Source organism: Variovorax sp. F042 (assembly GCF_057814215.1).
In genome coordinates this window covers 131,753-145,488 of record NZ_JBVASX010000004.1, presented here as the reverse complement: position 1 = coordinate 145,488, position 13,736 = coordinate 131,753, and the positions used below count along the sequence as shown (strand labels likewise).

13 protein-coding genes are annotated in these 13,736 nt (G+C 63.3%); 12 read left to right on the top strand and 1 reads right to left on the bottom strand.

Annotated features, from left to right (window positions below; genetic code table 11):
• Window positions 1-27 precede the first annotated feature (27 nt).
• Genes ACZYSP_RS15965 through ACZYSP_RS15935 form a run of 7 tightly spaced genes read left to right on the top strand, consistent with a single transcriptional unit; the run spans window position 28 to window position 7,499 of the window.
• Complete coding sequence (locus ACZYSP_RS15965; RefSeq protein WP_489015262.1) at window positions 28-1,479, top strand: aldehyde dehydrogenase; 1,452 nt, start codon at window positions 28-30, stop codon at window positions 1,477-1,479.
• 20 nt (window positions 1,480-1,499) lie between these two features.
• Window positions 1,500-2,465, top strand: coding sequence for a Bug family tripartite tricarboxylate transporter substrate binding protein (locus ACZYSP_RS15960; protein ID WP_093081933.1), 966 nt, complete (start codon window positions 1,500-1,502; stop codon window positions 2,463-2,465).
• 26 nt (window positions 2,466-2,491) lie between these two features.
• On the top strand, window positions 2,492-4,231 hold the full coding sequence (locus ACZYSP_RS15955; RefSeq protein WP_489015260.1) for an FAD-dependent oxidoreductase: 1,740 nt from the start codon (window positions 2,492-2,494) through the stop codon (window positions 4,229-4,231).
• Complete coding sequence (locus ACZYSP_RS15950) at window positions 4,228-5,190, top strand: Bug family tripartite tricarboxylate transporter substrate binding protein (protein WP_489015258.1); 963 nt, start codon at window positions 4,228-4,230, stop codon at window positions 5,188-5,190. The genes ACZYSP_RS15955 and ACZYSP_RS15950 overlap by 4 nt, the downstream gene beginning before the upstream one ends.
• Window positions 5,191-5,202: 12 nt before the next feature.
• Window positions 5,203-6,045 (top strand): intradiol ring-cleavage dioxygenase, encoded by an 843-nt coding sequence (locus ACZYSP_RS15945; protein WP_489015256.1) that lies wholly within the window; start codon window positions 5,203-5,205, stop codon window positions 6,043-6,045.
• Between the two features lie 36 nt (window positions 6,046-6,081).
• Window positions 6,082-6,426 carry a Dabb family protein gene (locus tag ACZYSP_RS15940; protein WP_489015254.1) on the top strand — a complete coding sequence of 115 codons (345 nt, stop codon included), beginning with the start codon at window positions 6,082-6,084 and terminating at the stop codon, window positions 6,424-6,426.
• On the top strand, window positions 6,423-7,499 hold the full coding sequence (locus ACZYSP_RS15935; RefSeq protein ID WP_489015252.1) for a maleylacetate reductase: 1,077 nt from the start codon (window positions 6,423-6,425) through the stop codon (window positions 7,497-7,499). The genes ACZYSP_RS15940 and ACZYSP_RS15935 overlap by 4 nt, the downstream gene beginning before the upstream one ends.
• 99 nt (window positions 7,500-7,598) lie before the next feature.
• Here the strand turns inward: ACZYSP_RS15935 and ACZYSP_RS15930 are convergent, their stop codons facing one another.
• Complete coding sequence (locus ACZYSP_RS15930) at window positions 7,599-8,237, bottom strand: TetR/AcrR family transcriptional regulator (RefSeq protein WP_307641849.1); 639 nt, start codon at window positions 8,235-8,237, stop codon at window positions 7,599-7,601.
• Window positions 8,238-8,814: 577 nt separating this feature from the next.
• Between ACZYSP_RS15930 and ACZYSP_RS15925 the strand changes: the two genes are divergently transcribed.
• The 5 genes from ACZYSP_RS15925 (at window position 8,815) to ACZYSP_RS15905 (ending at window position 13,711) form a co-directional block, all read left to right on the top strand.
• Window positions 8,815-10,086, top strand: coding sequence for a branched-chain amino acid ABC transporter substrate-binding protein (locus ACZYSP_RS15925; protein WP_489015250.1), 1,272 nt, complete (start codon window positions 8,815-8,817; stop codon window positions 10,084-10,086).
• Window positions 10,087-10,157: 71 nt separating this feature from the next.
• Window positions 10,158-10,949 (top strand): SDR family oxidoreductase, encoded by a 792-nt coding sequence (locus tag ACZYSP_RS15920; protein WP_489015248.1) that lies wholly within the window; start codon window positions 10,158-10,160, stop codon window positions 10,947-10,949.
• A gap of 40 nt (window positions 10,950-10,989) precedes the next feature.
• Window positions 10,990-12,189 (top strand): acyl-CoA dehydrogenase family protein, encoded by a 1,200-nt coding sequence (locus ACZYSP_RS15915; protein WP_489015246.1) that lies wholly within the window; start codon window positions 10,990-10,992, stop codon window positions 12,187-12,189.
• A gap of 8 nt (window positions 12,190-12,197) precedes the next feature.
• A complete protein-coding gene (locus ACZYSP_RS15910; RefSeq protein WP_489015244.1) occupies window positions 12,198-13,136 on the top strand; it encodes an NAD(P)H-dependent flavin oxidoreductase in 939 nt (312 codons plus the stop codon).
• Complete coding sequence (locus ACZYSP_RS15905; protein ID WP_489015242.1) at window positions 13,133-13,711, top strand: NADPH-dependent FMN reductase; 579 nt, start codon at window positions 13,133-13,135, stop codon at window positions 13,709-13,711. The genes ACZYSP_RS15910 and ACZYSP_RS15905 overlap by 4 nt, the downstream gene beginning before the upstream one ends.
• The last annotated feature ends 25 nt before the right edge of the window (window positions 13,712-13,736 follow it).

Genomic DNA, 13,736 nt, shown 5'->3' with positions numbered 1-13,736 from the left:
TTTCCATATCTACAAGGAGACAAGACGATGGGCACGATATCGATGTTGATCAATGGCGAGAGCCGGCAGGCCTCGGACGGGGCCACCTTCGAGCGCCGCAATCCGCTCGACGGCGCGGTGGCGACCATTGCGCCGGCCGCCACGAAGGCCGACGCGGTGGCGGCGGTCGAAGCCGCCGCTGCCGCCTTTCCGGCCTGGTCCCGCACCGGCCCGGGCGAACGCAGGGCGCTGCTGCTGAAGGCGGCACAGGCCATCGAGGCGAAGGCCCAGGCCCTGACGGAGGCCATGGCCTCCGAGACCGGTGCTGGCGCGCCGTGGGCCGGATTCAACGTGCACCTGGCCGCCGGCATGCTGCAGGAAGCGGCCGGCATGACGACCCAGATCAGCGGCGAGGTCATCCCCTCCGACGTGCCCGGCAGCCTGGCCATGGGCCTGCGCCGACCGGCCGGCGTGGTGCTGGGCATCGCGCCGTGGAACGCGCCCGTGATCCTCGGCGTGCGTGCGATCGCGACGCCGCTGGCCTGCGGCAACACGGTCGTCTTCAAGGGCTCGGAACTCAGCCCGGCCACGCACGGCCTGATCGTCGAGGCCTTCAACGATGCGGGCTTCCCGCCGGGCGCCGTCAACTTCGTGACCAATGCGCCGGCCGATGCGGCCGAGGTGGTTGAAGCAATCATTGCCCATCCGGCATTGCGCCGTGTGAACTTCACCGGCTCCACCCGCGTCGGGCGGCTGATCGCACAGACCTGCGCGAAGTACCTCAAGCCGGCGGTGCTCGAGCTGGGCGGCAAGGCCCCGCTCGTCGTGCTGGACGATGCCGACCTCGACGCCGCCGTCAGCGGCGCCGCCTTCGGCGCTTTCGCCAACAGCGGCCAGATCTGCATGAGCACCGAGCGCATCATCGTGGACCGCAAGATCGCGGACGCCTTCGTCGCGAAGCTCGCCGCCAAGGCCGTGCAGCTGCCGCTGGGCGATCCGCGCGAGGGGCCGGTGGTGCTGGGTTCGGTGGTCGATGCGAGCACCGTCGAGCGCTGCAACGCGCTGATCGACGATGCGCTCGCCAAGGGCGCGAAACTCGTGTGCGGCGGCAAGGCCGACAGCACGCTGATGCCCGCGACGCTGCTCGACCACGTCACGCCGCAGATGCGCATCTACCATGAAGAGAGCTTCGGTCCCGTGAAGCCGGTGGTGCGTGTGGACGGCGTGGACGAAGCGGTGCGCGTGGCCAACGACAACCCCTACGGGCTGTCCTCCGCCGTGTTCGGGCGCGACATCGCGCGTGCCTGGGATGTGGCCAACCGCATCGACTCCGGCATCTGCCACGTGAACGGCCCGACCGTGCACGACGAGGCGCAGATGCCCTTCGGCGGTGTGAAGGACTCGGGCTACGGCCGCTTCGGCGGCAAGGCCGGCATCGACGCCTTCACCGAGCTGCGGTGGCTCACGGTGCAGACCACCGACCGCCACTATCCGTTCTGATGAAGCGCAGGAGACAGACCATGAAATCCCTGCTCACCACCGCGGCGCTGGCGCTCGGCCTCGGACCGTGCGGCATCGCCCACGCCCAGGACTGGCCCCGGCAGCCCATCAAGATCGTCGCCAACTTCGCGCCCGGCGGCGCGGCCGACCAGCTGGCTCGCGTGATCAGCGCGCCCTTGCACGAAGCACTCGGGCAGCCGGTGCTCGTGGAGAACAGGGGCGGCGCGGGCGGCAACCTGGGCGGCGATTTCGTCGCCAAGTCGCCGGCCGACGGCTATACCTTCCTGATGAGTTCCGGGGGCATGGTGTCGATCAACCCGCACATCTACGCCAAGATGCCCTTCGATCCGGCGAAGGATCTGGTCCCGGTCGCATCCGTTGCACGGGTGCCGTTCTACCTGGTGGTGCGCGCCGACAGCCCGGTCAAGGACTTCAAGGGGCTGGTCGCCGACCTCAAGGCGAACCCCGGGAAGCGCTCGTTCGGATCGCCCGGCAACGGGAGCTCGCCCCATCTCGCGGCGGAGATGATGACGGGCCAGACGGGCACCACGGCCATCCATGTGCCCTACCGCGGCGCGGCGCCCGCGCTGACGGACCTGCTGGGCGGCCAGATCGACTTCCTCTTCGATCCGGGCATCAGCATCCAGCACGTCAGGACCGGCAAGCTGCGCATGCTGGCGGTCGCAAGCCTCAAGCGCGCGCCCCAGATGCCCGAGGTGCCGACGCTCGACGAACTCGGCCTCAAGGGCTTCGACGCCGATGCGGTGTTCGGCCTCTACGCGCCGGCCGGCACGCGGCCGGCCGTGATCCAGCGGATCAATGCCGAAGTCAACCGCGCGCTGGCATTGCCGGCCGTCAGGGCAACCATCGAGACCCTCGGCAACGTGCCGGAGCCGCTCACGCCCGCCGCCTTCGGCGACAAGGGCGCGGCCGACTTCAAGCGGCTGGGCGCCGTCATCCGGGAACGCGGCATCCGCGCCGACTGATGCATCAAGAAGAAGAAAGACAGCCCATGACCGCTCCGCCCCGGCCTGCAGCCGGCCACCCTCCTCTGATCGCCACCGACGTGCTGATCGCCGGCGGCGGCCCCTGCGGCCTGATGCTCGCCAACGAGCTCGGCCGCCGCGGCATCCGCTGCCTGCTGGTCGATGCCAAGCCGGGCACGGCCTTCAATCCGCAGGCCAACGCGACCCAGGCCCGCACGATGGAGCACTTCCGCCGGCTCGGCTTCGCGCACGAGATCCGTGCGCTCGGGTTGCCGGCCGACCACCCGACGGACATCGCCTACTTCACGCGCCTGGCCGGCCATGAGCTGGCCCGCATCAGCCTGCCCACGGCCGCAGAGGCCGCGGTGAGGGTCAAGACGATGACCGGGTCCTGGAGCGCCGCCGAGCTGCCGCATCGCGTGTCGCAGAAATTCGTCGAGCAGGCGCTGCGCCGCCATGCGCAGGCTTGGCCTTCGGCCGATGTGCGCTATGGCTGGCGGCTGGAGCGCTTCAGCGACGACGGTGGATCGGTGAGCGCGACGGTGCGGCCGAGCGAAGGCGGCCCTGCGCAGGAGGTGGCCGCGAAGTTCCTGATCGGCGCCGACGGCGCGCGCAGCCTAGTCCGACAACAGCTGGGCATCGAATGGGGCGGCGTGAGCGGCATCCAGCGCGAATTCATGGGCGGCAAGATGTTCGCCATCTACCTGCGCGCGCCGCAGTTCATCGACGTGCTGCGCCACCCCAAGGCCTGGATGTACGTGGCCGTCAACCACGAAAGGCGCGCCTTCATGGCCTCGGTGGACGGCGTGTCCGAGTACGCCTTCCATGCGGCGCTGCGCCCCGGCGAAGATGCCGACGACTGGACCGAGGCCGATGCGCGCCGTGTCTTTTCCGAGGCGGTGGGCGCCGACGTGCCGATCGAGATCCTTTCGATGGGCACCTGGCTCGCCGGGCATGCGCTGGTGGCGCAGCGCTTCCAGAAGGGCCGGGTCTTCATCGCGGGGGATGCGGCCCACCTGTTCACGCCCACCGGCGGGCTGGGCTACAACACGGCGGTCGAAGACGCGGTCAACCTGGGCTGGAAGCTCGCGAGCGTGATCCGCGGCGAGGCACCGCTGGCGCTGCTCGACAGCTACGAGGCCGAGCGCAGGCCGCTGGCCGAACGCAACACCGGCTATGCGCGCAAGTTCGCCGACTCGGTGGGGCTCTTCGCGGCAAAGCCCGAACTGGAAGAAGCCTCCCCGCGGGGCGATGCCGAGCGCAAGCTCGCGGGCCTGCACTTCGACGCGCATGCCCGGCTCGAATTCAATATCCCGGGCGTGACCTTCGGCGGCCGCTACGACGCCTCGCCGATCATCGTCGGCGACGGTGCCGTGCTGCCGCCGGACGAGCCGAATGCCTACACACCCACCGCCAGTCCGGGCGGCCGGCCGCCGCATGCATGGCTCGACGACGGGCGCTCGCTGTTCGACGTTTTCCACACCGAATGGACCCTGCTCGCGCTGGGGCCCGATGCGCCCGCGACCGAGGCCTTCGAAGCCGCGGCACGCGAACTGGCAATGGACCTGCGCGTCGTCCGGCTGGCGCAGCCGGCCCTGCGCGAGCTCTACGAAGCGCCGCTCGCGCTGATCCGCCCGGACCAGATCGTCGCATGGCGCGGCGCGGACGCGGACGCGGACGCGGACGAAGCGGCACGTGTGCTGTCTCGCGTCACTTCAACCCCTTCAACAATCTCCGTCGATGCGACGAGAGGAGACCCGGCATGAAAGTCAGCACCCCGCTTCTTCGTCTCGCCGCCCTTGCGATGGCCCTGGCGGTGGCGCCTTCGGTCTTCGCGCAGGCCTGGCCGACCAAGCCGGTCCGCCTGGTGGCGGCATTTCCGCCGGGCACGCCCGGCGACGTGATCGCCAGGCTGATACAGCCCGCGCTCCAGGCGGCTTGGAATCAGCCAGTTGTTATCGAGAATAAGACAGGCGCGGGAGGCAACCTGGCCGCTGGGGAAGTCGCGCACGCCAGGGACGGTCACACGCTGCTCGTCGGACCCGACACGATCCTCACCATCAACCCCCATCTGTACAAGAAGCTGGGCTTCGATCCGAGGGCTTCGCTCAAGCCGGTGACCTATTTCGCGAGCTTCAACCAGATGCTGGTCTGCAATCCCGCGGCCGATGTTCCGTCTCTCGCGAAGTTCGTCCAGTTGCCCTCGACGCGGCTGTACGCCTCCGGCGGCGCCGGGACACCGAGCCACATGGCCATGGAGATGCTGCTGGCCACGACCGGAACCCGGCTCACCCATGTGCCCTACAAAGGCCCCGGCCCGGCCGCGCAGGACGTGATGGGCGGTCATGTGGACTGCGGCTTCATCGTCTCCTCCGTCGTCCTGCCGCATGTCCAGAGCGGGCGGCTGCGCGCGATCGCCGTGTCCGGCAAGGAACGATCGGGCCTGCTGCCCGAGGTTCCGACGATCGCGCAGAGCGGACATCCGGGATTCGATGCCACTTTCTTCGAGACCCTGATGGCACCGTCCGCCCTGCCGGCTGCCACGGTCGAGAAAATCCAGCGCGACGTGCGTGCCGCGCTCCTGGCGCCGGCCGTGAAGGCGCGTCTGGCCGAGATGGACCTGCGCGTCGAGGGCTACAGCACGCAGGAGGCAGAGCGGCGCAGCCAGGAGGACTTCGCCAAATGGGGTAGGGTCGCGCAGCGGACCCAGCTGCAGCTGGACTGAAGGAGAGCGCTCATGCGCAATCTGAACCATCACACGATCACCGACGCCGTGCTTGCGCGGCAGGCGCAGACGGCCGACCCGCGGCACAAGCGCATCATGGACAGTCTCGTGAAGCACCTGCATGCCTTTGCACGCGACGTAGCGCTGACCGAAGAGGAGTGGTTCCAGGGCATCGAGTTCCTGACCCGCTGCGGCCACATCACGGACGACAAACGCCAGGAGTTCATCCTGCTGTCGGACGTGCTGGGCCTGTCGATGCTGACGGTGGCGCAGAACAACGACAAGCCCGCCGGCTGCACCGAGGCGACCGTCTTCGGCCCGTTTCACGTGGAGGGGGCGCCCCACTACGAACTTGGCGCCGACATCTCCAACGGTGCGCGCGGCATTCCGTGCCTGGTGCGCGGCACCGTGCGCGGCATGGGCGGCAAGCCGATCGCCAACGCCCGCATGGACGTGTGGCAATCGGATGAGGACGGCCTGTACGACGTGCAGCATCCGGAGATCGGCCATGCGCAGGCACGCGGCATCGTGCACGCCGACAGTGAAGGCCGTTATCACTTCCGCTCGATCCTGGCCGTCCCCTACGCCATTCCGCACGACGGCCCTGTGGGCAATCTCCTGAAGGCGACCGGCCGGCATCCGTGGCGTCCCGCGCACCTGCACTTCCTGATCGAGGCCGACGGCTACGAGAAGCTGATCACGCACGTGTTCCGCAGCGACGACCAATACCTTGATTCAGATGCCGTGTTCGGCGTGTGCCAGTCGCTGATCGCCGATTGGAAGCAGCAGGCCGACGGCTCCTACGTCGTTGAATATGACTTCGTGCTGAACAAGCGGGACGCTGCGGATGCCTGACATCTCGCCTTTTTCAGCAACTGCAAAGGATGCGCAATGATCCGGCACATCGTCATGTGGGACGTGAGCGGCGACATGGCCGAAGAAAAGCAGCGAAACATGGACTGCATTCAAAGCGGCTTCCATGGCCTGCGCGGCTGCATTCCCGGGTTGCTCCACCTGGAGATCGGTATAGATGCCAGCAACGTTGACTATGCCTGCGACGTCGTGTTGTACAGCGAGTTCGAATCGTGGGAAGCACTGGCTGGGTATGCGGTGCATCCGGAACATCTGCGGGTGCGCGACGAATTGGCTGGCGTCCGCATCGCCCGGCATCAGGTGGACTACGAATTCCGGCCCGGCCAGGCCTGGGCTGAGCACGACACGGCGGGGATCGCATGAAGGATTTCGTCTATAACGGCCGGCCATCGCGGGTGGTGTTCAGTGCCGGGAGCTTGGCGCATCTGGAACGAGAGATCGAGCTTCTCGGGGCGCGCCGTGCGCTGGTGCTGTGCACGCCCGAGCAGCAGCGGCAGGCGCAGATGGTCGCCGAGTGTCTCGGCAGTCGCGCCGTGGGCATATTTGCGCGCGCCGCCATGCATGTACCCATCGAGACGGCACGCGAGGCCCGCGACGAGGCGCGGCGCCTGGGCGCGGACTGCGCCATCGCCATTGGTGGCGGCTCGACCACCGGCCTGGGCAAGGCCATTGCGCTGGAATCCGGCCTGCCGATCCTTGCCATCCCCACGACCTATGCGGGCAGCGAGATGACGCCGATCTACGGCATCACCGAGGGCGGCTTGAAGAAGACCGGCAAGGACGCACGCGTGCTGCCTCGTACCGTGATCTACGACCCGGAGTTGACGCTGACGCTGCCGGTTTCCTTGAGCGTGACGAGCGGCATGAATGCAATTGCACACGCGGCCGAAGGTCTGTATGCGCGCGACGGCAATCCCGTGATGAGCCTGATGGCCGAGGAAGGCATTCGCGCCCTCGCCAAGTCGTTGCCGGCCATCCGCCAGCGCAGCGACGATGTCGATGCCCGCGCAGACGCGCTGTACGGTGCATGGCTGTGCGGTACGGTACTTGGCAGCGTGGGAATGGCGCTTCACCACAAGCTGTGCCACATCCTCGGCGGCAGCTTCAACCTGCCGCATGCCGAGGTGCACACCGTGGTCCTGCCTCAGGCCATTGCCTTCAACGCGCCGGCAGTGCCTGAGGCCATGTCCCGCATCGAACGCGCACTCGGGTCGGCAGAGCCGCGCAGCGCCGCGGCAAGCCTGTTCGACCTGGCGCGAGACAACGGAGCGCCGGTGGCGCTGCGGGACCTGGGCATGAAGGAGGCTGACCTCGACCGCGCGGCGGATCTCGTCGTGAACAACCCCTACTGGAACCCGCGAGAGACAGGACCGGCACAACGCTGCGAGATCCGGCGACTGCTGCAGAACGCCTTTGAGGGCACCCGGCCTGAGTAGGCCGACCATCGGTGGCCGAGGTAAATTGACTCGCCACCGGCCACGGCGTTGAGGAAACAGTCTCGATTAAACCGGGGCAGGTCACTATCGGAGACTGGGCTATTTTTCTTCCGTGGCAGTCGATTTTTCGTTGGCGATCGCGCGAACAAGCCGAAGCAATGAGGGCTGCAGAATACGTGCTTCGAAATCGCGGCGCGGTATCGCGAGCTGCGCCATGATGAGTCCATTAACACAATTCAACACAAACGCATAGTCCAAATCTGGATCACTGGACCCAAGTTTCAGAAAGCTGTCCCGCATCAGACGGGCATGTATCTTTCCCCACTTCACCAGTACGCTACCTAACTCTAAGTCGCGCGATCCCGCGAGCGTAAGTTCGGTGATCGCCATGCCCATCGCATGATCATTGACCATGTACTTGATGTTGTGTTCCGCAAGGATGGTGGCGAACCGATCGGCGTCGTCCGCGCACTTCCCGAGTTTAGGTGTGACGAGGGTAATGTTGTTTGCAATTCGACGGCAAACATCTTCGGCGAGTGCGCACATCAGGGCGCTTCGGGAACCGAAGTAATAGTTGATCGCCCCATGACTTGCATTGGCTTCGACTGAAACCGCTCGCAAAGTTACAGCATGATGCCCGTCGCGAACCAGTACGCGAAGCGCCGCTGCGATCAAGTCTTTGTGACGCTGACTTCCACGCGCGCTTAGTGGCAAATCGGGTTCAGCAAAGGCGCTCACGGAAGGTCTTAAAAGTCGTCTGAATCCTCAGCTTAGCAGAAGAGGACGTTCGATCATCGGGCCTCAAGTGGTAGAACCGCGGACAAAGCCGGCATGTACTCGAGCTTCTCGCCCACGTCTTCGGATGTGCTTGAGTCCGCATCAGAATCTCGCTCTCGGCTTGCGCAAGCTGCCGTAGAGGCCAAGCGCGACGAAGCCCTCGCCGTCACGGCGAGCGCGTGCAGTTCCGCCTCGCGAGCCACACAGCACCAAAAGATCAACGCTGCACGACGAGATGGAGAGTTCGCACGGCTCTCACGAGTCTGGCGCGCTGCTGAGGCCACGGCCCTCCGGCACCCAGCGCACCAGGCCGTCGCGTCGCCCCTAGAGCCATGGCGATCCCGGTCACCCAACTTCGGGATTCGCACCCTCGGCCGAGCTTTTGGGCTCGAGGGTTGGATCAGGGCACCGCGTTGTGGGTCGTAGAGCCCTGCCTTGATCACCTGCGCGACTGTTCTCGGGTAAGTACTAGTTCCGCCCGCCCTCTCGGCAGCTAGATTAGCCGGACTAAAACTTATCCACTTGGAGTACTTTCCAGATGACACCAACAACCTTCACGCGGAGGCACTTTGCCCGCATCGCGACCTGGGCAGTGGCTGGGTTGGGTCTTTCGAGACAAGCACTCGCGCAAAACCAGAAGCCGGTGCTGAAGGGCCAAGTGGTGAAAATCGCGGTGATCGAACCCTTGTCCGGGCTCATGGGCTCCGTCGGCACCAGCCTCCTGAAGTCATATCAATACCTAGCGGAGAAGTTCAACGCCTCCAATCCCGCCGGCGTGAAGTTCGAAATCGTTGGCTTCGATAACAAGTTGAGTCCAACCGAAACTCTCGGAGCTCTTAAGAGTGCGATAGATCAAGATATTCGATTCATTGCGCAAGGCACCGGATCGGCGCCGGCGCTGGCGCTTATCAACGCGATCGAAAAGCACAACCAGCGCAATCCTGGCAAAGAAGTCCTTTACCTGAATCATGCCGCGACCGATCCGGAATTGACTGGCAGCAACTGCAGCTACTGGCATTTTCGCTTCGAGGCCGACACCGCAATGAAAATGGAGGCGTTGACGAGCTTCATCAAAGACCGGGCATCGGTCAAGAAGGTCTACCTGATCAACCAGAATTATTCCTCTGGCATCCAGATTGCAGAGGCCGCCAAGGCCGGTTTGAGAGCGAAGCGGCCTGATGTCGAAATTGTTGGCGACGACCGTCATCCGCTTGCGCAGATACGCGATTTTTCACCCTACATGACAAAAGTTCGCGCTTCCGGGGCGGACACGATCATTACAGGAAGCTGGGGAACAGACCTTTCACTGCTGATCAAGGCCGCAGAAGAAAGTGGCTGGAAAGGCACTTTCTATACCTACTATGCAGTCGTCGCAGGCACCCCAACAGCCCTGCGCCAAGTTGATGACAATCGCGTGTTTCAGGTCGCCTACAGCCACTACAACATGGGTGGTCAAATGAACGTCTGGATGAAGGAATTCCAGAAACGGTTCAACGAGGATTTCTATACGCATGGTGTTGCGCTTGTATTCGAGCTGTTAAGCAAATCGATCCAGCAGGCGCAATCTGCGGAAGTGATTCGGGTCGCAGAGCAAATGGAAGGAGCCAAATTCAAAGGCTTCAACGGGGTGGTCGAAATGAGAAAATCGGACCACCAACTCCAGCAGCCGTTGTTCGTAACCGTCTGGACGAGCGTCAGCGCTCAAGTTCCCTACAGCGCCGAAGGCACGGGCAAGACATTCGCTCCCGTTCGCGAGTTCACCGCTGACGAGGTTTCACGACCTTCAACCTGTCGGATGACTCGCCCCTGATCGACGCTCGAGATCGTCAAGTCAAAAAATTTTACCCTCAACTACTCCACTTGGAGCACAAGTGCGAAACCATGAATAACTATTCCAACACGCTTTTTGATCTTGAAGGTTCCACCGCTCTCATTACCGGCGGGTCACGAGGCATAGGGCTTCAAATTGCCGAAGCGCTCGGCAGTGCTGGTGCGCGGCTCATGCTGACAGCCAGAAAGGAGGCCGAACTCGAGGCTGCAGCTGCCCATCTGCGCAAGCTTGGCATCGAGGCTTCTTGGATTGCGGCGGACTCCAGCGACCCGTCCGAAGTTCAACGCGTTTGCACCAAAACCATCGAAACGCTCGGCCATCTGGACATATTGATCAACAACGCGGGGACTTCCTGGGGTGCCTCGGCTGAGACCCACACGCTTCAAGCGTGGGACCGCGTCATGAATCTCAATATCAGAAGTCTTTTTCTTTTTAGCCAACAGGCTGCCGTGGGCAGCATGATCCCGCGCAAGCGGGGTCGCATCATCAACATCGCCTCAATTGCCGGGCTCGGCGGAAATCCGGCGCCAATGGAATGCGTCGCCTACAACACCAGCAAAGGAGCCGTCATCACGTTCACCCGTGCACTTGCCGCCGAATGGGGCAAGCATGGCATCAACGTCAATGCGATCTCTCCCGGGCTGTTCCCAAGCAAGATGGCCGATGGGGTGATTGCGGCGTTTGGTGAGGAAAGAATCATCAGCACCACGCCTCTTGGCCGGCTGGGCGATCCAGACGACCTCAAAGGCGCTGCTCTTTTGCTGGCTTCCGCAGCCGGAAAACACATGACCGGTCATGCCATTGTTGTCGATGGCGGCACCAGTGCGGTGATCGGCGCGTGATTGCAGAAATCTCTATCCGCCAACGAACGAAGGATTACCCATGACGTTTGATTACGAACCATCAGAGTTGACGCAGCGTGATGAACTGCTCTACGCATGCCAAGAATTGACCCCCCTCTTGCAAGCGGCAAACGACACCGTAGAAAAAGAACGACATCTGCCGAACGAACTTGCCGAAAGATTGGCTCAGGCCGGCCTCTATCGAATGTTCGTTCCACGCGCGCTCGGCGGTCTGGAGGCGGACGTACATACATTCGTGGCCGTCGTAGAAAAGCTGGCGCAAGCCAATGCTGCGGCGGCATGGTGCACCTTTATCTCGAACACGTCGACCATCATCGGGGGCTATCTCCCCAGTCCCGAAGCGAAATTACTCTTCGAGAATCCGAACATCAAAATGGCCGGCGTATTCGCGCCGCGCGGGACTGCGGTCCGCACGGTAGTCGACGGGGTATCCGGCTTCCTGGTGAATGGCAGTTGGATGTGGGGCTCCGCCTCGTACAACGCTGATTTCATCACTGGTGGGTGCATGATTTTGGGCGAGGACGGAAAGCCAGAAAAATTGGCGGACGGAACACTTGAAAATCGTTCCATGGTTTTTCGGGCGGAGCAAGTATCGATTGCCGACACGTGGCACACGCTCGGTTTGCGTGGAACAGGGAGCAATGAATACAGCGTAAAGAATGCATTCGTGCCTGCCGGACTGTCGGCATCCATCCTTACCGACGTGCCGATCCCAGGTGCGTTGTTCAAGTTTCCGGTGTTTTGCATTCTGGGCGTCGGCATTGCGGCGGTAGCGCTCGGCATTGCGCGTCTGGCCATCGACAGCTTGATAGAGCTCGCAACAAAAAAGACGCCCCAAGGCAGCGCCCGTCTTCTGGCAGAGCGCCCCTCAACTCAGCAGCATGTCGCAAGGGCAGAAGCCCAGCTTCGCTCCGCTCGGGCTTTCTTGATTGACGCAGTGGACCGTGCATGGTCGGCGTCCACCGACTCGGGGAAGATTTCTGTAGCGCTACGCCGAGACCTTCGACTGGCGACGACACACGCAAGCGAAGAGGCGGTCCAAGTCGTCACCCGGGTGTATTCCTGTGCGGGCGGCAGCGCGATCTTTGACGACTCTCCACTGCAGCGCTGCCTGCGCGATGTCTTGACTGCCTCGCAACACATGATGGTCAGCGAGTCCACGTATGAACTCACGGGCCGGCTGTATCTCGGCCTTCCGACGAACGCAGCAATGCTCTGAGGACGCAAATGACAATGCCTGAAGACTGGCTCAGCCGGTTGAAACTGCCGCTCCTGATCGCGCCGATGTTTCTGGTGTCTACCGTCGAGCTGGTAGTGGCTGCATGCCGTAAAGGTGCCATTGGGACCGTTCCGGCGGCGAATGCCAGGACTGTTGAAATCCTGGACGAATGGTTTGATCGGATCTCAACCCAGCTCGGACCGGCCGATGCGCCGTGGGGCGTGAACCTGCTGGTGCATAAAAGCTATCAGCGGCTCAACCAAGACCTTGAGGTAGTGGCGCGCTATCGGCCACCACTGATCATTACGGCCCTCGGAAGTCCGAAAGAGGTCATCGAGTGCGTGCATTCGTATGGCGGACGGGTGTTTGCCGATGTGAACTCTGTTCAGCATGCCCGGAAAGCCGTGTCGCTGGGAGTCGACGGACTTGTCCTGGTCGCTGCCGGCGCGGGGGGACACACCGGGATGATGAGCGCCTTTGCAATGGTTCCCGCCATTCGAGAGTTTTTCAGCGGGACGATCGTCTTGGGCGGGGGAATCATCAATGGGTCGGGTATTCGGGCTGCGGAAACGCTCGGCGCGGACCTCGCATCCATGGGTACGGCATTCATCGCTTGCCCAGAATCCATGGCCAGCGACTCCTATCGTCGAATGTTGCTGGACTCGGACATCGACGATCTGATCCTGACCAAAGCTGTTTCTGGCGTGCCGGCGTATTGGTTGCGCAAAAGCTTGGCCGCGGTCGGCATCAATGCGGACGAACTCGCCTCTGCTGAGCCGGTGCACAACGCAGACATCGAGCGTTGGACGAAGGTGTGGTCAGCCGGCCATGGCGTGGGATCGCTCAATGCGATTGAGCCGACCGCCGCTTTGGTGGACAGGCTGATCCGCGAGTACTGGTCCGCCGTTGAAAGCGGACCTCGACTGCAGTATTTCGAGGCCGCATGATGACCAATTCCTCGCCACGCATCCTTGGCATTGGGGGTGGGACAAGACCCGGTTCAAGTGCCGAGCGCTATCTGCAGCTTGCACTGAGCGCCGCTGAAAAGGCGGGAGCAACGACGACCTTCCTCGGTGCCCATTCGCTTCGTTTACCGCTTTACGAGCCCAGCGTCGCCGCAGACGGTGCAGCACAGCAGCTCGTTGAAGAATTGCGCAGAGCCGACGGAATCATCATCGCATCGCCTGGCTATCACGGCACCGTCTCCGGGTTCATGAAGAACGCGCTGGACTATGCCGAGGAAACCAGAAGCGACAAGCGCCCCTATTTCAGCGAGCGAGCGGTCGGGTGCATGGCCGTAGCGGGGGGATGGCAGGCGGCCGTCGGAACGATGGCTTCCTTGAGGGAGATCGTGCATGCCCTGAGAGGGTGGCCTACCCCGATGGGCGTCGCCATCAACATCGCTGAAGCTCCGCTCGATTCCGAGGGCATCTGCCAATCGATTTCCGTTGTACAGCAAATTCAACTGATGGCAAGCCAGGTTGTTGAATTCGCGAATCTTTCCACCCATCGACAACTTTAAACAATCCGAACTCTGGAGATATCCC